Source organism: Pontibacter sp. H249 (assembly GCF_037892465.1).
Taxonomy (GTDB): Bacteria; Bacteroidota; Bacteroidia; order Cytophagales; family Hymenobacteraceae; genus Pontibacter.
This window is the reverse complement of sequence record NZ_JBBKTR010000009.1, coordinates 64,183-81,386: the sequence shown is the minus strand read 5'-3', so window position 1 is coordinate 81,386 and position 17,204 is coordinate 64,183. Positions and strand designations below refer to the sequence as shown.

The 17,204-nt window shown below is 45.7% G+C and carries 17 protein-coding genes; 11 read left to right on the top strand and 6 right to left on the bottom strand.

Going from position 1 to position 17,204, the window contains the following annotated elements; genetic code table 11:
- Positions 1-80 precede the first annotated feature (80 nt).
- Positions 81-992: a TIGR01777 family oxidoreductase gene (locus WG943_RS12500; protein ID WP_340409433.1), complete on the top strand. Its 912-nt coding sequence runs from the start codon at positions 81-83 to the stop codon at positions 990-992.
- A gap of 71 nt (positions 993-1,063) precedes the next feature.
- On the opposite strand, the gene WG943_RS12495 is transcribed toward WG943_RS12500, so the two are convergent.
- Positions 1,064-3,394, bottom strand: a complete 2,331-nt coding sequence (locus WG943_RS12495) for a penicillin-binding protein 1A (RefSeq protein WP_340409431.1) — start codon at positions 3,392-3,394, stop codon at positions 1,064-1,066.
- Positions 3,395-3,582: 188 nt separating this feature from the next.
- On the opposite strand from WG943_RS12495, the gene WG943_RS12490 reads away from it, so the two are divergent.
- From WG943_RS12490 to WG943_RS12475, 4 genes are all read left to right on the top strand, one after another.
- Positions 3,583-4,089 carry a hypothetical protein gene (locus WG943_RS12490; RefSeq protein WP_340409428.1) on the top strand — a complete coding sequence of 169 codons (507 nt, stop codon included), beginning with the start codon at positions 3,583-3,585 and terminating at the stop codon, positions 4,087-4,089.
- Positions 4,090-4,155: 66 nt separating this feature from the next.
- The gene (locus WG943_RS12485; RefSeq protein ID WP_340409426.1) at positions 4,156-4,947 is read left to right on the top strand and encodes a class I SAM-dependent methyltransferase; all 792 of its coding nucleotides are present in this window, start codon (positions 4,156-4,158) and stop codon (positions 4,945-4,947) included.
- Between the two features lie 31 nt (positions 4,948-4,978).
- Positions 4,979-5,854 carry a UbiA family prenyltransferase gene (locus WG943_RS12480; RefSeq protein ID WP_340409424.1) on the top strand — a complete coding sequence of 292 codons (876 nt, stop codon included), beginning with the start codon at positions 4,979-4,981 and terminating at the stop codon, positions 5,852-5,854.
- A 51-nt stretch (positions 5,855-5,905) separates the two neighbouring features.
- Positions 5,906-6,379, top strand: a complete 474-nt coding sequence (locus WG943_RS12475; protein ID WP_340409422.1) for a hypothetical protein — start codon at positions 5,906-5,908, stop codon at positions 6,377-6,379.
- A 202-nt stretch (positions 6,380-6,581) separates the two neighbouring features.
- On the opposite strand, the gene rho is transcribed toward WG943_RS12475, so the two are convergent.
- The gene (rho, locus tag WG943_RS12470; RefSeq protein ID WP_340409420.1) at positions 6,582-8,396 is read right to left on the bottom strand and encodes a transcription termination factor Rho; all 1,815 of its coding nucleotides are present in this window, start codon (positions 8,394-8,396) and stop codon (positions 6,582-6,584) included.
- Positions 8,397-8,681: 285 nt separating this feature from the next.
- Between rho and serS the strand changes: the two genes are divergently transcribed.
- On the top strand, positions 8,682-9,956 hold the full coding sequence (serS, locus tag WG943_RS12465) for a serine--tRNA ligase (protein WP_340409418.1): 1,275 nt from the start codon (positions 8,682-8,684) through the stop codon (positions 9,954-9,956).
- Positions 9,957-10,022: 66 nt separating this feature from the next.
- Here serS and WG943_RS12460 read toward each other — a convergent pair whose 3' ends face one another.
- The 4 genes from WG943_RS12460 to polX form a co-directional block, all read right to left on the bottom strand.
- On the bottom strand, positions 10,023-10,223 hold the full coding sequence (locus WG943_RS12460; RefSeq protein ID WP_340409416.1) for a hypothetical protein: 201 nt from the start codon (positions 10,221-10,223) through the stop codon (positions 10,023-10,025).
- Between the two features lie 14 nt (positions 10,224-10,237).
- A complete protein-coding gene (locus WG943_RS12455; protein WP_340409414.1) occupies positions 10,238-10,630 on the bottom strand; it encodes a hypothetical protein in 393 nt (130 codons plus the stop codon).
- Between the two features lie 14 nt (positions 10,631-10,644).
- Positions 10,645-11,625 carry a glycosyltransferase family 9 protein gene (locus WG943_RS12450; RefSeq protein WP_340409412.1) on the bottom strand — a complete coding sequence of 327 codons (981 nt, stop codon included), beginning with the start codon at positions 11,623-11,625 and terminating at the stop codon, positions 10,645-10,647.
- Positions 11,626-11,759: 134 nt separating this feature from the next.
- Positions 11,760-13,463, bottom strand: a complete 1,704-nt coding sequence (polX, locus tag WG943_RS12445) for a DNA polymerase/3'-5' exonuclease PolX (RefSeq protein ID WP_340409410.1) — start codon at positions 13,461-13,463, stop codon at positions 11,760-11,762.
- Between the two features lie 211 nt (positions 13,464-13,674).
- On the opposite strand from polX, the gene WG943_RS12440 reads away from it, so the two are divergent.
- From WG943_RS12440 to WG943_RS12420, 5 genes are all read left to right on the top strand, one after another.
- Positions 13,675-13,983, top strand: coding sequence for a hypothetical protein (locus tag WG943_RS12440; RefSeq protein ID WP_340409408.1), 309 nt, complete (start codon positions 13,675-13,677; stop codon positions 13,981-13,983).
- Positions 13,984-14,446: 463 nt separating this feature from the next.
- Entirely contained in the window at positions 14,447-14,632 is a 186-nt protein-coding gene (locus WG943_RS12435; protein ID WP_340409406.1) for a hypothetical protein, read from the top strand.
- Positions 14,633-15,064 (top strand): hypothetical protein, encoded by a 432-nt coding sequence (locus WG943_RS12430; protein WP_340409404.1) that lies wholly within the window; start codon positions 14,633-14,635, stop codon positions 15,062-15,064.
- A 115-nt stretch (positions 15,065-15,179) separates the two neighbouring features.
- Positions 15,180-15,584: an EVE domain-containing protein gene (locus WG943_RS12425; RefSeq protein WP_340409402.1), complete on the top strand. Its 405-nt coding sequence runs from the start codon at positions 15,180-15,182 to the stop codon at positions 15,582-15,584.
- 123 nt (positions 15,585-15,707) lie between these two features.
- The gene (locus WG943_RS12420) at positions 15,708-17,186 is read left to right on the top strand and encodes a hypothetical protein (protein WP_340409400.1); all 1,479 of its coding nucleotides are present in this window, start codon (positions 15,708-15,710) and stop codon (positions 17,184-17,186) included.
- Positions 17,187-17,204 lie beyond the last annotated feature (18 nt).

The following is a 17,204-nucleotide window of genomic DNA, read 5'->3' as shown; positions in this document are numbered from 1 at the left end:
TAATTAGCTGAAGATAAAACATATTATCTGCTTATATCCGTATAGGAACATTTCTATATTTCTTATTCTAAGTCTTAACTATGCCAGGTAAAATACTTATAACAGGTGGATCAGGGTTAATAGGCATGCGCCTTTCTGAAATGCTGATAGACCTAGGGTATGAAGTGGCACACCTAAGCCGAAACCCCAACAAAGTGTCTAGCTACAAGACGTTTAAGTGGGATGTAGATAGCGGATACATTGACGACAATGCCATATCGTATGCTGATTATATTATAAACTTAGCTGGTGCTAGTGTGGCAGATGAAAAATGGACTGAAGAGCGCAAGAAGGAAATTAAGAATAGCCGGGTAGATAGTATAAAGCTGCTCCACAAATGCTTAGACAGCACTCAAAACCATGTTAAAGGGTTTATTTCTGCCTCGGCCATTGGTATCTACGGCGATTCCGGCGATAGGCTAGTATCTGAAGAGAGCACGTATGCGGATGATTTTTTAGCTGAAGTTTGTAAAGCCTGGGAGGAAGCTGCCTGGCAGATGCGCGATTTGCACCTGCGCACCGTTATTTTCAGGATGGGTATAGTACTTAGTAAAAAAGGAGGCGCACTACCTCAGATGGCAAAGCCAGTTAAGTTAATGGCTGGTGCACCGCTTGGTTCTGGCAAGCAGTATATGTCCTGGATTCATATTGATGACGCCTGCCGCCTGTTTATTAAAGCCATAGAAGACACACAGTATGAAGGCGTATACAATGCCGTGGCACCGCACCCTGTAACCAACGAGGAGTTTACAAAAGAGCTAGCTGAAATAATGCACAAGCCTTTGGTTCTGCCTAATGTTCCTGCTTTTGCCCTTAACCTGATGATGGGAGAAATGAGTGAGGTTGTATTGGCTAGCCAACGTGTAAGCGCCAACAAAGTGCTGCAAACTGGCTTTACCTTTGAGTTTAATTACTTAGAAGAAGCTTTAGAATCTTTCTACGATCCCATCTGAATATAAAAACACCTAAAGAGAAGGGGCCTGCTAAAGTATAGCAGGCCCCTTCTCTTTTTAAACTTTATACTTTACTGCAGGATATTCTCTAAATTCAAAATCTCCAGCACCGCATCCACATCTGTAGAATCTGGCTCGGTAGCTCTAGGCAGTACTGTTGTGCAGTTATACTTTTTGCTGATCTTTACAGTAGGTCCCGGGAAACGTCCCATAGTATATCCCAATTCTTTGTCTTTATAGATGTGCTCCATGTATAGGCCAAAAACAGGCAGCGCTGTCTTAGAGCCCTCTCCAAGTTGAGATGTACGGAAGTGTATACTTCTATCTTCGCCACCAACCCAAACACCGGTAACAAGATCTTTTGTAACACCCATAAACCAACCATCAGAATGGTTAGAGGTGGTTCCAGTCTTGCCTCCTATCTCGTTGCCTTTCCATAGATCATACTCCCACAGTGCCTGCGAGGTGCCTCCTGGTTCTTCTATACCGCCTTTTAGCATATGCATCATCAGGAAAGCTGTTTCTTCGCTAAGCACCTTTCTCTGCCTCGGCATAAATTGGTGTATCAGGTTGCCATTACGGTCTTCGATGCGGGTAATGAACATTGGCTTTGTATGGAACCCATTGTTAGGGAAAGTACTGTAAGCACCTACCATATCAAACACTGACACATCGCTTGGGCCAAGGCCAATAGAAGGCACTGCCTGCAACGGACTATTTATTCCGAGGCGTTTAGCATATTTTACTACTGTTTCCCAGCCAACTTTTTCTGTAAGCTGTGCTGTAACAGAGTTTACAGATTTACCCATAGCGCGGCGCAAGGTCATTGGGGCACCTGTATACTGCCAGTCAGCATTGGTAGGCGACCACGACTTTTTCTCGCCGTTCTCCACATAGTTAATGGTTGTGCGTGTATCCACGATTTTATCGCAGGGCGAGTAGCCGTTGTCGATAGCAGCTACATACACAAAAGGCTTAAAGGTAGAGCCCGGTTGGCGTCGTGCCTGCTTTACGTGGTCGTACTTAAAGTACTTAAAGTTGATACCGCCTACCCATGCTTTGATGTGTCCTGTAAAAGGGTCCATGGTCATCATGCCTCCGTGCAAGAAGTGTTTGTAATAAGCCAGTGAGTCCAGTGGGCTCATGGTTACCTCTTTTTCCATGGCAGGGTTATCCCAGGTAAACACCATCATTTTGCGCGGCGTGTTCAGCTCACGGTTAATAGCTTCGGTATCGTTGCCATGCTTTTTCTTCAGGCGCTGGTAATAAGCGGTGCGCTTAATGGTTGTTTCGATAAAACCGGGAATCTCACGGTCATTTTCGTCAACCCATGGGTTCCGGCCTTTCCAATGGCTATCGAAGCGGCGCTGCAATTTGCGCATATGCTCAGTCATAGCGTCTTCAGCGTGCTGCTGCATTCTGGAGTCGATAGTCGTATAGATTTTCAAGCCATCGCGGTACAAGTCGTAGCCATTCTGCTTACACCAATCCTGCAGGTATTCTGCCACAGCGCCTCTAAAATAAGTAGCCGGGCCATCATAGTGGTTTTCTACTTTATAATCCAGCACCAGCGGCAACTGGCTTAGCGAGTCGACTTTGGCTTGCGGTAAATAGTTATACTTTGCCATTTGAGCAAGCACAGTGTTACGGCGGCGCGTAGCGTTCTCTGGGTTAAATTTTGGACTGTAGTAGGTAGGTGCTTTTAACAAACCAACCAGTACAGCAGCCTGCTCTGTTTTTAAACTATCAGGAGAGGTATTAAAAAAAGTTTTAGAAGCTACTTTTATGCCAAAAGAGTTAGAGCCAAAGTCAACGGTATTCAGGTACATGGCCAAAATCTCGTCTTTGGTGTAGCGCTGCTCCAGCTTTATGGCTGTTAGCCACTCTTTTGTTTTGGAGATAATTATATTTAAACCCGGCACATGGCCGAGTACTCCTTTAGAGTCGTTGGTTCTGGTTTTGTAAAGGTTTTTTGCCAGCTGTTGCGTTATGGTACTCGCGCCACGGGCATCGCCTTTAAAACTGCCGTAAACAGCCGACACAATAGCCTCAGGGTCGATGCCTGCATGTTCGTAAAAGCGGACGTCCTCCGTTGCAATCAAAGCTTTGATCAGTATAGGTGACATTTTACTATAGGATACCGGGCTGCGGTTCTCCCTAAAGTACTTGCCTATCAACTGCCCATCAGAAGTATAAAGCTCTGAGGCCTGATCTGAGCGCGGATTCTCTAACTTATCCAAGCTTGGAGAGGAGCCAAACAAATACAGTATGTTGTGCTCCACACTCAAAAGATAACCAACTACAAAGACAAAGCCCAGAAAAAAGCCTCTCCAGATAAACCTGATTATCCCTCTGTAAATTGACCTCTTCGGTTTTTCTATTTTTTCTTGCTCTTTCAGCATTGTTCTCAAACAAAGGCAGGACCCTTTTAAATTCCGTTTTAATAAAGTGAAAACGAGTGCAAATATACCTTTTGTACTTCACAAGTTTGGGTATAATTCCATAAAACTTAGCTAGTGGCAAGTAAATAGTCTATACTTTTAAGGTAGCTGACTATCTTTGCCTTAACAGGCGAATTTAAAACAATAAAATGGAGCAGACACTTCAGAAAGCTTTTAACAGGATCATTGGCTTACCGCTAACTAAAACTACACGCAACGAAGCAGTACAGTACTTCCACTTCGGCAATACGCATTATACAACACCACAGGGCCTTATACTTGACATCGGGGAAATAACGCTAGCCGTAAACTGCCCCTGGCAGGTGCAAATGCCCGACGGCCAAAGTATAAAACACAGCGAAGTATACATTCGCAAACGCGAAGCCGGCCTGCCTATGCCTGTCTGGGACTGGAAAAAGCCTGGCTCCAGCTTAAGCGACCAACGCCTGACCCAACTGACCATTGATAACCCTAACCTGATAATGGAGCGCATAGAGCAGCAAGAAGATTATACTTTGATGCTATACTTTAGTGATAGTACTATACTTTCGGTGCTGCCTGACCCTGAAACACCAGTTGATGAATACTGGCAAATGTTCAGTAACACCGGAGATGGCCTTACTGTTGGCGCCGGCGCAAACGGTTATATGCTATAAGCTAGTCGCCTTTTACCCTGACAACTTTTGAGGCGGGTGTTCAGTACTCTAAAATAAAAAAAGGTATTGAACATCCGCCTTCAACTTTTCGAGCTCGAAGACCAGCAATGGTTTCCGCATGTGGTACGGCAGGGCATGCAGGACTACCTGCGTTTTATGATCAGCACACTATCAACCTACGAGGCAGCTTTGCCTCTGCTGGAGGAGCTTTTAAGTAAAACACAGCAGCAGCAGCACATTACCGACCTTTGCTCAGGAGCAGGCGGTGGCATAGCAGGCATACGCGATGCGCTAAGCAAACGAACAGGCATGCCTGTACGCGTTACCTTAACCGACCTCTACCCCAACCTCGACGCTTACGAATACCTTTACAACCAGTCGAAGGGTGCCATTACGTTTGTACCTGATCCTGTTAATGCCTTGGCCGTGCCTGAAAACCTGCATGGCGTACGCACTATTTTCTCATCTTTCCATCATTTCCCGCCTCACATTGCCAAAAGTATACTTCAGGATGCAGTAGATAAACGTGCCGCCATTGGCATTTTTGAGGGGGCAAAAAAAAGCTGGGCTGAGCTGCTGCTGCTATGGGTTACATTCCCTATTGTGATCCTTCTGATAACTCCGTTTATAAAGCCATTTAAAATAAGCAGGCTCTTTTTTACTTATTTGATACCACTTATACCTATAGGCATTTTATGGGATGGCACCGTATCGCTGCTGCGCATATACCCGCCTAAAAAGCTTTTGAACATTGCAAACAAAGTAAAAGGCGCAAAGTATACCTGGAAAGCAGGTCGGGTAGGTAAAGGCCCGGGCAAGCACGTAATTTACCTGATCGGGTATCCAGACAATGAATAAACTAGCAAATAAGAGTTTAACTAACAACTAAATGACAGGCTATCGGAGTGCACTTATACTTATGCGGATACCGTTTTCAGTGTATCTGATGCCTGTATTCTGGTTTGCTCTGAGCACTTTGCAAAGCTTCGAAGTATGGCGTGCAGTAACCGTTTTTCTTATACTGCATTTGCTCGTTTACCCTGCCAGCAACGGTTACAACTCCTACTACGACCGCGACGAAGGCAGCATAGGAGGCTTGGAGCGCCCTCCGAAAGTTACACGCGAACTTATGCACCTGGTATTGCTTTTTGATGTGATGGCTGTTGTACTTGCGCTGTGGCTTTCTCCGCTCTTTGCAGCCTTAATTGCTCTGTACCTTTTAATTTCAAAGGCTTATAGCTATGAAGGTATCCGGCTCAAAAAGTATCCGATACTTAGCACCTTAGTTGTTACCGTATTTCAAGGGGCATTTACTTACTTTATGGTGCAGGTGGGGGTAGGTTTAACGGCTTCAGAAGTGTTGCAGCAGCCCAATGTATGGTTTGCGTTGGTAAGTACTTTATTCTTGTGTGGCTCTTATCCGCTTACCCAGATTTACCAGCATCAGGAAGACTCCCAACGTGGCGACAGAACGCTTAGCTTGCTTCTCGGTGTTAGAGGCACTTATCTTTTTTCTGGGATCAGTCTTTTGCTGGGCACCGCGCTGTTGCTGTGGTTATACTTTACGCAGGAGCAGGTTCAGAACATTTACATCTTCTTACTTTGCACCGCTCCGATAGTATACTTTTTCTCAGGCTGGGTAGTAAAATCTTTAAAAGATGCACGTGCAGCAAGCTTCGGCAACACAATGGCTATGAACAAGATATCCTCTGTATGCATCAGCCTGGCTTTTATATTAATGATTGTATCAGCTCATATCTTATAAAGTATAACCAAACTGCCATACTTCGTATACAGGGAAAACAACCTGCCGCCTATGAAATTCCTATACGCCATACCAGCTGGCCTGGCAGCAACTGCCGCCATGACGGCCTTTCTGTACCTGCTCTCTTTCCTGACGCATCGTGTTATGAAGGTGGTAAGGATACTTGGTACGATGCTGACCAGGCGCACCCAACCCGATGGCAGCTTATCTGATGCAACCAGCACAAAGGTTATAGGCAACCTTGCACACTACTTGGTTGGAGTACTTTTCGCAATAGTTTACCTGGCCCTCTGGGATTCTGAAGTAGGACTTGTAACCGCATCTTGGGGGTTGCTGTTTGGACTGGCGCACGGCATCATTGCCATGCTGATGTGGTATTTCTTTTTCATGCTCCACCCTAATCCTCCTATCATCCCGTTAAAAACATACCTGTTAACCCTTATTGCTGCACATATAGTTTTTGGGTTTATAGTTACCTACACTTACTACCTGCTGCTAAAGCCTAATTATTCTTTTTGGTGGTAGAGCTTTGTAATGTTGGCCTTCGTGCAGAATAAAAGATTTGCTTTCCGCTCCCTTGCACTAATTGATCTAACGCTTCACCTTAGGTAGGTTTTTTATATATCTTCTCTACAATACTAGGTCTGATGTCTAGTCCAAAAACAAAATCGCCTGCCGGGTGCAATACCCAACAGGCGATTTTTATACTTTAAGCTAAAGCTTGGGCTTAGCCATTCATCGAAATCAAGAACTCTTCGTTGCTCTTTGTGCCTTTCATTCTGTCTTTCAGGAACTCCATAGCCTCTACAGAATTCATATCCGACATAAACTTGCGCAGGATCCAGATACGGTTCAGTTCGTCTTTGTCCATAAGCAGATCTTCGCGACGAGTACCAGAAGCAGGAACGTCGATAGCAGGATAAATTCTTCTATTGGCCAGTTTACGATCCAGCTGAAGCTCCATGTTACCTGTACCCTTAAATTCTTCGAAGATAACCTCGTCCATTTTAGAGCCAGTATCGATTAGCGCAGTAGCGATAATGGTAAGTGAACCACCATTCTCCACGTTACGGGCAGCACCAAAGAAACGCTTCGGCTTGTGCAGGGCATTCGCATCCACACCACCCGATAAGATCTTACCAGACGACGGAACTACGGTGTTATAGGCACGGGCCAGACGCGTAATAGAATCTAGAAGTATAACCACATCGTGGCCGCACTCTACCATACGCTTCGCTTTATCCAGCACAATGCTCGATACTTTTACGTGGCGATCAGCAGTCTCATCAAACGTAGAAGCGATTACCTCTGCTTTTACGCTACGGGCCATATCAGTAACCTCTTCCGGACGTTCGTCGATCAACAGGATCATCAGGTATACTTCTGGGTGGTTTTCAGAGATAGCATTGGCAATCTCTTTCAGCAACACCGTTTTACCTGTTTTAGGCTGCGCCACGATCATACCACGCTGGCCTTTACCGATTGGGGCAAAAAGGTCAAGAATACGCGTAGACATCTGGCTTGGGCGAGTTGTCAGTTTTAAACGCTCTTCCGGGAAAAGCGGTGTAAGGTGCTGAAACGGAATTCGGTCACGAATTTCTTCTGTGGTACGTCCGTTTACAGTTTCTACTTTTAGCAGGGCAAAATACTTCTCTCCTTCTTTCGGAGGGCGAATCTGGCCTTTAACTGTATCACCGGTCTTAAGTCCGAAAAGCTTTATTTGCGACGGTGATACATAAATATCATCCGGAGAAGCAAGGTAGTTGTAATGCGTAGAACGAAGGAAACCGTAGCCATCCTGCATCAGCTCCAGAACACCCTCATTTAGGATTATTCCGTCGAACTCTTTAAAGTTGCTGCTGCTTACCTGCTGCTGGTTACGACGCGGGTTGTTATCGTTTCTATCTCCTCGATTGTCGCGCTGTTCGTTGCGGTTGTCGCGCTGCTCAGTGCGGTTTTCACGTTGTTCGGTACGGTTGTCCGGTCTTTGCTCACGAGCTTCGTTTGAGCGGCCTTCGTTACGTTCTGAACGGTTCTCTCTGCTCTCGTTGCGGTTATCGCGTTGCTCGCCACGATTATCATTGCGCTGCTGCTCACGGCCTTCAGTGCGGTTCTCACGACCTTCGGTGCGGTTGTCGCGGCGGTTAATGCGCTCACGTGGCTCTCTTGGCTGGTCTTGTGGGCCATGATCCTTTAAAGGAGCCGGGGCCGGTGCAAAGGCTTGATCCGTGTTTTCTCTGCGGCTTGCTTGCTCACGAGGTGCTCTCCTCTCTGCTTGGGCAGGCGCTGCTGTTTCGGCAACGGCTTCTTCTACAGCTACAGTTGTGTTTTCTTCAGCTTCGTTGGCTGAGACTTCAGAAGTACGGGCAGGAGATTTGTACTTTTTGGCAATTTTTTCGGGAGGGGTAACGGCTTGCTGATCCAGGATTTTGTAGATAAGGTCTTGTTTACTAAGTTTCTTAAAGTTCTTAACACCCAGATCTTCAGCAATTTCCTTGAGTTCTGAAAGAAGCCTATCTTTCAATTCTTCAATGTTGTACATAAATAGTGGTATGGTAGTTAACGTAACTTGCTAGGTTTGCATGGGCGAACGCAGCGAGAGATTTCAATTTTAAACTAGGAAATAGAAATAGGTTGCGAAAGAGTTTGTGCGACACAGAATTGCGCCTTCATAAAAATTGCAGTGCAATGTTATTGCAAAGCCGCGTAATTAACAAATACTACGGAGCATTTTATGAAAAAAGTTTCATTTTTTGTCTAAAAGATTTCGTAAATGCCTCAAACTACTCAAAAAAGTATATTTTTGTAGGTATACATAACACCAACTATGCTACAGCTAACAGTTTTAAGAGAGCAAACCGAACATGTAATTGCCGGTTTGAACAAGAAAAACTACAAAAACGCGGCCGAAGAGGTTGCCGCTTTACTGGAGCTTGATCAGCACCGGCGCCAGGTGCAGAGCGAGCACGATGAACTTCAGAGCAAAGCTAACTCCCTATCCAAGGAGATAGGCATGCTGATGAAGAACGGAGAGCGAGAAAAAGCAGAAGCGTACAAAGCAGAGACCTCCGAACTTAAACTGAAGACCAAGGCCCTGGCTGAGCAGCAAACTGCCCTTGAGGAGGAAATACAGCAGGCACTTTATAAGTTACCAAACCTTCCGCACGAAAGTGTTCCTAAAGGTAGAACAGCGGAAGACAACGAAGTAGTTCTCCAACACGGCGAAATTCCTCAATTACATGAGGGGGCACAGCCGCATTGGGAGCTGATCCAGAAGTACGACATCATCGACTTTGAGCTTGGCAACAAGATTACAGGTGCCGGTTTCCCGGTTTATAAGAAGCAGGGAGCCCGTTTGCAACGTGCCTTGATCAACTTCTTCTTAGATGAGGCCATGAAAGCGGGTTACGAGGAGATACAGCCGCCGATTCTGGTAAACGAAGCTTCTGGCTTTGGCACCGGCCAGCTACCAGACAAAGAAGGCCAGATGTATCATGCTACAGAAGATAACTACTACCTGATTCCGACTGCCGAGGTACCTATCACTAACATCTATCGCGATGTAATTGTGCCTACAGACCAGCTGCCGATCAAAAATACCGGCCACACGCCATGCTTCCGTCGTGAGGCTGGCTCTTGGGGAGCTGATGTACGTGGCCTGAACCGTTTGCACCAGTTCGATAAGGTGGAGATTGTATACATTACAACTCCAGACAAATCGTATGAAGCTTTGGAAGAAATGAGCAGCTACATACAGGGCTTGTTACAGAAACTGGAACTGCCTTACCGCGTGCTGCGCCTATGCGGAGGCGACATGGGCTTTACCTCTGCCCTAACTTACGACATGGAAGTATACTCTACTGCACAGAGCCGTTGGCTGGAGGTAAGCTCTGCCTCTAACTTCGAAACATACCAGGCAAACCGCCTGAAGTTACGCTATAAAACAGAATCAGGTAAAACGCAGCTGCTACACACACTAAATGGAAGCGCCCTTGCCCTGCCACGCATTGTAGCCGCCATACTTGAGAATAACCAGACACCAGACGGTATTAACATGCCAAAGGTGCTGCACCCATATTTAGGGTTTGATAAGATCTCTTAAGATTTGGAGATAATTCTCCTTTAAACAGAACAGCCGCTGGATTTATATTTCAGCGGCTGTTCTGTTTTATAGCAATACATCTTGTGTCTTCTGATGATAAAGACCTCGCAGCGTTCGGAGGTCCTGCGAGCGTCTAGTTACAAAGGATGTTGCTCCGTAGCGGATCAGACGCTCGCGGGTCATAAAGATACCGCGAGGTCTTTGTAATTTGTAAGACTTCCTGTCATGTAATTCGTAAGTCATGTTATCGCTTAAAACATGCGCCATGCAATGCCAGTTACTTACCCATACTGCTCCAGATACTGCTGATAGTAATTCTTTAGCTTATATTTCTTGAGCACTGCTCTTGCTGCATCTATACTTTGCTCGGTAAGTATGTATGTCTGCAGCAATTCCAGTAAAGCTTCCTGTTCTGCAACTTCCAAACTTTCATAGGCTTGCATAAAAGCAGGAGTAAGTGCCAACTTGTTTTTCTGGATTTGCACCAGTTCTGCCGCAGTTAGTTTTTCCAGGGCCTCCTCCACTTCCTTCAAAGTATAAATGGTACCGTCTGCAGCATCAGCCATCAACAGCACTTCCTGCAAAGGAGCACCACCCTCACCGCCGGTTGCTAAAAGTATGGCTTCAGCAAAATCTGCATCGGTTGCTTGCCAGTCTAAATTATACTTGGGCATCACTTATCCTCCTTTTATTTAATCTCCAAATTCTCAAACGAAATATCCCGCATACACTTAAAGTGCCGCTTCGGACATTTTTTATATCCAATTTTAGAGCAAGGGCGGCAGCTGAGGCCGTGCACTTCCAGCACTTTATACTTTGTGCGAAAGGGGTACATGCCAAACTCCGGAATGGTGTTGCCCCACACGCTGATGATGTCTTTCTGAAAGGCGGCTGCAATGTGCATGAGGCCGGTATCGTGGCTTACCACCTGCGTTGCCTGCCGCACCAGCGAGGCAGAGCCATTCAGATTATACTTTCCGCAGGCGTTATAAATGATTGTTGCTTGCTGATTATTGGTTATTGAAAAATGTGCAGCTATTTCTTCACCGGTTGCAGCGTCTTCTTTGCCTCCTAAAAGTATGATTGGTTGCTGTAGGCGTTCGCAAAGTTCAATGATACGCTCTGTGGGTAGTCGCTTGGTGTAATGTTGTGCGCCAATGGCAAAGGCAACGTAGCCGTTCTGGAAACCAACTGGCAAAGTGTGGGTGCTCACCTCATCCTGGGCAGGTATAAAGTAATCCAGTCCTTTGCCGTCGTCTTTCACGCCAAGGGCAGCAGCGGCATCTAAATAACGCTGCACAATATGCACATCCGGCAGGCGGTTTATCTTAAAGTTCACCATCAGCCACTTTTCGTAGTTCAGTTTATCGAAGCTGCGGCTTGGCTTGCCTAATCTGGTTTTGATGATGCGCGTGCGCAGGTTGTTATGCAGGTCCACTACATAATCAAAGTTCTCCGCCTTCAGCTCCTGCACCAGATCTCCCAGCTTATCGCCCAGCACATGCACCTTATCAACATAAGGGTTATTGATAAGTATACTTTGAAAGGCTTTTTTGGTACAGTAATGCACCTCCGCCCCCGGCACCTGCTCTTTTATGCAGCGGATTACAGGCGTTGTCAGCACAATATCGCCGATGGAGGAGAAACGAAGTATGAGGATTTTTGGCATTTTAAACTTTCAATAATGGCGTGAGCGTCTTAGCTCGTGATTTGCTATAGCACAGGGGCCTCTGCCCAAAGTATGTATTACCCATCCCTACCCCTCCAAGGAGGGGAATTATAGCTGAGTTTATACTTTGCTGTCTACTTTATCTTCTCCTTCCGCTCTTGAAAATACTTCTCCACTTCCTCCAGGGGCTTGGAGTTAAAAGTCATTTCTCTTGTTAAGCCTCCTTTACGGCCTACCAGCACGCCATATATCATGTCGTCGTAGCCGCTGGTGTGGTGCGCATCCGGGTTTATACTTAACATCACGCCTTTTTCCAAAGCATACTGCACATGGCGCCAGTCCAGGTCTAAGCGCCACGGATTGGCGTTAATTTCAATAATCACGTTGTTAGCGGCACAGGCATCTATCACCATTTTGTGGTTGATTGGGTAACCTTCGCGACGCAATAGTAAACGGCCAGTCGGGTGGCCAAGCATGGTGGTGTAAGGATTTTCGATAGCCGTGATCAGGCGTGCTGTAGCCTTTTTCTCGTCCATGTTCAGGGTGCTATGGATGCTGGCTACAATAAAGTCGAAGGTTTTGAGAATATCTCTGTCATAATCCAGTGAGCCATCGCCCAGAATATCAGATTCTATGCCCTTGAATATTTTGAACGGAGCCAGTTTCTTGTTCAGTTCATCGATCTCTTTCTGCTGGCGCAGCACATCGCCTTCGCGCAGACCACCGGCATAGGCAGCGGTTTTGCTGTGGTCCGAAATGCCCAGGTATTGATATCCTAAGTCTCGGCAGTAAGTTGCCATTTGCTCTAACGTATGGGCCCCATCCGAGTAGGTACTGTGGTTGTGAAGTATACCTTTCAGGTCAGACAGCTCGAGCAGCTTAGGCAGCTTATTCTCCAGTGCCAGCTGTATCTCACTGGTACCCTCGCGCAGTTCAGGCTCAATGTACGCCATGCCCGCTGATTTATAGATATCCGCCTCTGAAGTATAGCCTTGCTCGCGTACGACTGTAAGTAGGTTTGTGCTGCTGGTAAACGGTTGCGCCAGGTGCTCCTCGCTCGATGAGCAAAGCAGTAATTCATTAGCAAAACGCTCTTCCGGCACTAATTTTATTTCAACATGAAGGCCATTTAAAGTATAGGTACCACGCCATGCAAAAGGTCCGGATGCCTTGATATCTTCTTCAAGTTCCGGAATAGCATTAAGTGCCTCGTGTGCGGCAACAGGCGTATTCGTGGCAAGTATAAATTGCAGGCTGGTGATGATTTCCATGCGGCGGCGCATCTCTCCTGCTATACTTACCTGTGCACCTGGCAGCGCGTTTTTTATACTTTGCAGCAAAGTCTCTGCTCCTGCTTCTGCCTCGGCATATAACAGCTTGCCTCGGTTTTGCTGTGTAAAGAGCAGTGCCTGCTTTATGTTTTCCTGGGTTTTAGCACCAAAGCCCTTTAGCTTGCTTACCTTGTCCTGCTCGCAGGCCTCCAGCAGTTCTTCCACAGTTTCGGTGCCTAGTTCTTTCCAGAGGTTGCGTACTTTCTTGGGCCCGATGCCTTTTATGCGCAGCATCTCCACAACACCCGGAGGCGTGGCCGCCAGCATCTGGTCCAGTTCCTCAAAAGAGCCGGTGGTATTTATCTCTATAATCTTGGCTGCAATGCCTTTGCCTACACCCTGTATACTTTCCAGCTGGCTTTGGCTCATGCCCTCCAGCGGCTCCTCTACAAGTTCCAGGGCTCCTACTGCATTCGCGTAAGAACGCACCTTAAATGGGTTCTCGTCGTGCAGCTCCATCAGCTCGGCCGCAAGCTTAAACAACTTTATGATCTTTTTATTTTCCAAGGCTATGTCGCGTATACTTACAAAGATAGAAAAACCCTACAAACCCATCACCAGTCCATTTATATTCGTTTGCTTCTATATAACATCAGAAATAACTATCTTAGCAAAGTAAACCTCTTAAAAACTTATGAGATACGCATCGTTATTGTGCCTGATATGTCTGCTTTTTATGGCTAACACCTGTAAGAAAAATAAGCTGGAATCTAAACTTATGGGCAAGACATGGCTGCACTCTTACGAGGAAGACGAAGGCGACATAACCGTGTATCGCCCTAATACTTATGATTTTCCACCATCGCGAGGAAGAACAGGTTTTGCAGTTGAAGAGGATGGTGTACTGAAGCAGTATGAAATTGCCCCTACCGACGGCCTTGAGGAGCATGTAGGCAAATGGAAAAAAGAAGATAAGAACAAACTACGCATTTCTTTTGAGAGTAACGGGCAACCGGAGCAGGATTACCTAATAGAGGTGGTATCTTTAAAAGACGATGTACTTAAGATTCGGAAAACAACGGAATAACAGCATCTTTTCTGCTGCTCTAAAATAGTAACAGTTTTTTAAAGCCAAAGCGTAAGCTGATGAGATACCAGCAGTTAAGCAAACGTACCCGCATAATTGTTTTTGTTGCGCTGGCTTTAGATGTTGGCTCAGGCTTTTTTCGCGGCTTGGCAGCAGGTCTGCTTCTTAGCTCAGTTATAGCTGAAATTTTACTTTAGCAAAAGTACACGATAGAACTACCTTATATCTTTTTGCCGTGATACCGCCTTATAACAGATTATCCAGAAACACCCGGTGGTTAATTTTTACGCCGTTACTTTTACTGTTTTCTGTACTAAATGCTTTTGATCTGGCTCCTGACTTTATAAAGGGCCTGTTGGGCGGGCTTTTGTTTGCCTTACTAGTAACAGAACTATTCGGATACTTTGAAAAGCGGAGAAAGTCGTAGCTATTTTGTGTTATCTATATTTTTCTGCCCAAGGCTATGAAACTAACTTTTACCCACAAAATCATCTTTTATATGGCTGCCATTGTGGTTGCACTGGCATTTATACTTTCCGGCGAATCTTATACCGAATTCTGGGTAGGTGCACAGTATGGCTTACTTTTAAATGGTTGCATCGGCCTTGTTATACAGGCATTTTACTATTATAGAAACAGGACAACCTAAATGGTAAACTACGAGAAACTTTCTAAATCGACACGCACCAGAACAGCTATACTGCTGCTTATGCTGTACATGGCCCTTGCTATGGCTGATTTGTTGATAAGTTTTTTCGGAGGGATTTTACTAGGGGTACTTCTGATGCAGTTCGAACTGGAAGCACAGAGGTTCTATAAAAGGTCTTTATCTAATAGATCTTCGAAAACAGGGCTGTTTAGACGATACAAAAAATTAAGCGGAGATCAGAAGATACTCTTAAAGGCCGGTTTACAAGTTATTACTACCATACTTTTGCTGGTTGGGATAATAGGCAACTTCTGGGGAGGCATCATCAGTGGTGTACTACTTGCCACAATTGCCAACGATATTATCCGCAACCGCCGGAAGCGCCAGCACAAAAAAGAAAAAGCAGCTAAACTTAACCAGAAAGCAACATGAAAGCATTCATAAGTCAGAAGCTCGATATAAGAATGCAACCCAAAAGCATACTTTTCGATAGTATCTAAACCTTTACCAGAATTTTATACTTACAACTAATACACCCTTACAACTAATGCAATACTGGCTAGTAAAATCAGAACCAGAAACTTACTCTTGGGCCGATTTAGTAAAAGACGGAAAAACAATGTGGGATGGCGTGCGCAATTACCAAGCGCGCAACAACATGCAGCAAATGCTGCCCGGCGATATGGTTTTATTTTACCATAGCGTTTCAGAAAAGGCTATTGTGGGCATTGCCAAAGTAGATAAAGCCGCCTACCCCGACCCTACCGCTAAAGAAGGCAACTGGGTAGTGGTGGACCTGGTACCTTTCCGAGATTTTAAAGAACCTGTAACCCTGGAGCAGATAAAGAAAGACGAACGCCTGCAAAATATTGCCTTGCTGCGCCAGTCGCGTTTGTCTGTTATGCCGCTAAAGGCGGAGGAGTTTGATGTGCTGCTGGCACTCGGTAATTAAATACCGTCACCTAGCATATCCAATAAATACAGAAGAAATAACAACGAATGGCGCCTGAAACAAGTACATACTGGCAGGCGCCATTTATACTTTACCTGTACTACATAGCATAAAACCCCTACTGTGGCTAAAGTACGTATTTTGTTATTCTCATTCCTTTTATTAGCTACTGCAGCAGTTGCGCAGAAGCCCACTCAACCTGTGCGTTTAGAGCTGCCTTACCTGAAGGCCGAAACAATTGTAGAAGTACTTGCCCTACCCGACAGTAGCCTGCTAGTGTACCACAAAACGGCAAACGCTTGGAATACCAAAGCCGATTTCTACCTCACAAAGTATAATCACAAACTGGAGGAGCAGTGGAGTAAACCTGTAGAAATACCCGTCAGGCATGAATACCTCCGATATTATACAGAGGCGCCTTATACTTACATGGTGTTTGCTGCCGATAACTCCGACGAGTTTGTATTTACCCGATCGAACTACATCAATGGCCAAACAGACGTTAAGAAGTATAAAATGGAGGATGTTGATGCCATCTTTGAATTCAATGTACTACAAGGCAACTATTTTCTTATCGGCCGTAACCGCCTGAGTCAAAAGCCACTCCTGCTTTACCTTAAACCCTCTGAAGAAAAACCAAAGCACCTGCCCTCCGTGTATGGCGAAGAGTCTACTTTTTCGGATATGCTGGCCGACCTGGAAAACCAACGCCTGGATGTAGTACTGACTGAATCTAATGGGCGTATATCCAGGCTGCAGGTAAAAAGTTTCGATGCCAACGGCGAACTGCTAAGCAACCAGTTTATACTTCAACAAAACGACAAAAGCCTGTTAAACGCTGAGATTACTCCCGGCGATAGCACTCAAAAAATGTTGCTGGGCACATATGGCACCCGCGATCTGCGTTATACTTCGGGCTTTTTCACGAAGCCAGTTTCATCGGTGTACAGCAGCGGCGATTTTTACAGTGTATTGCAACTACAGAATTTCCTGAAGTACATGAAGCCACGCCGCGAAGAACGCACCCGCCGCCGTGAGGCCGAACGCCTCCGAACAGGCAAGGAGCCCATATATCGTTTCAGGATACTGCTGCACGACCTCATAGTTACGCCAACCGGTTATGTGCTGGCTGGCGAAGCTTACTACCCTCAGTACCGCAACACGATTACCCAGCTACCAACAGAGCGCAGACAATCTTTTGGAAACCAAACCGAAGGCTATAAACGCACCCATGCTGTTGCCATGGGTTATGATAAAGAAGGCAACCTGCTTTGGGATAATACCTTTCCGCTTAAAGATGTAACTACACTGGACTTGGTGCATGCCGTAGAAGTTGCTTATACCAAAGACGGTCGCGTAATTATGGCCTACCCTGAAGAAGATCAGATTAAATACAAGATAATGCGTGAGGATAAGTTTGAGGATAAAGAACGCAAACTTGAAATAATGACTTATAACGAAGACGACAAAATACAACTCACAGAATACCCGGGCATCATCAGGTGGTACAACAACCATTTTGTAGCCTTTGGCTTTCAACGGGTAAAGCCCGCCGGCACCGAGGCACGCTCTGTTTTTTACATGAACAAGATCAGTTTCTGATTTCTAAATCTTTAAATC

Bases quoted from the DNA above. Each gene is read 5' to 3' on its own strand.
- WG943_RS12430 (WP_340409404.1), top strand. From the start codon at position 14,633: ATGGTAAACTACGAGAAACTTTCTAAATCGACACGCACCAGAACAGCT.
- WG943_RS12475 (WP_340409422.1), top strand. From the start codon at position 5,906: ATGAAATTCCTATACGCCATACCAGCTGGCCTGGCAGCAACTGCCGCC.
- WG943_RS12440 (WP_340409408.1), top strand. From the start codon at position 13,675: ATGGGCAAGACATGGCTGCACTCTTACGAGGAAGACGAAGGCGACATA.
- WG943_RS12500 (WP_340409433.1), top strand. From the start codon at position 81: ATGCCAGGTAAAATACTTATAACAGGTGGATCAGGGTTAATAGGCATG.
- WG943_RS12425 (WP_340409402.1), top strand. From the start codon at position 15,180: ATGCAATACTGGCTAGTAAAATCAGAACCAGAAACTTACTCTTGGGCC.
- WG943_RS12490 (WP_340409428.1), top strand. From the start codon at position 3,583: ATGGAGCAGACACTTCAGAAAGCTTTTAACAGGATCATTGGCTTACCG.
- WG943_RS12435 (WP_340409406.1), top strand. From the start codon at position 14,447: ATGAAACTAACTTTTACCCACAAAATCATCTTTTATATGGCTGCCATT.
- WG943_RS12460 (WP_340409416.1), bottom strand. From the start codon at position 10,223: ATGGCGCATGTTTTAAGCGATAACATGACTTACGAATTACATGACAGG.
- WG943_RS12480 (WP_340409424.1), top strand. From the start codon at position 4,979: ATGACAGGCTATCGGAGTGCACTTATACTTATGCGGATACCGTTTTCA.
- WG943_RS12455 (WP_340409414.1), bottom strand. From the start codon at position 10,630: ATGCCCAAGTATAATTTAGACTGGCAAGCAACCGATGCAGATTTTGCT.
- WG943_RS12450 (WP_340409412.1), bottom strand. From the start codon at position 11,625: ATGCCAAAAATCCTCATACTTCGTTTCTCCTCCATCGGCGATATTGTG.
- serS (WP_340409418.1), top strand. From the start codon at position 8,682: ATGCTACAGCTAACAGTTTTAAGAGAGCAAACCGAACATGTAATTGCC.
- WG943_RS12495 (WP_340409431.1), bottom strand. From the start codon at position 3,394: ATGCTGAAAGAGCAAGAAAAAATAGAAAAACCGAAGAGGTCAATTTAC.
- rho (WP_340409420.1), bottom strand. From the start codon at position 8,396: ATGTACAACATTGAAGAATTGAAAGATAGGCTTCTTTCAGAACTCAAG.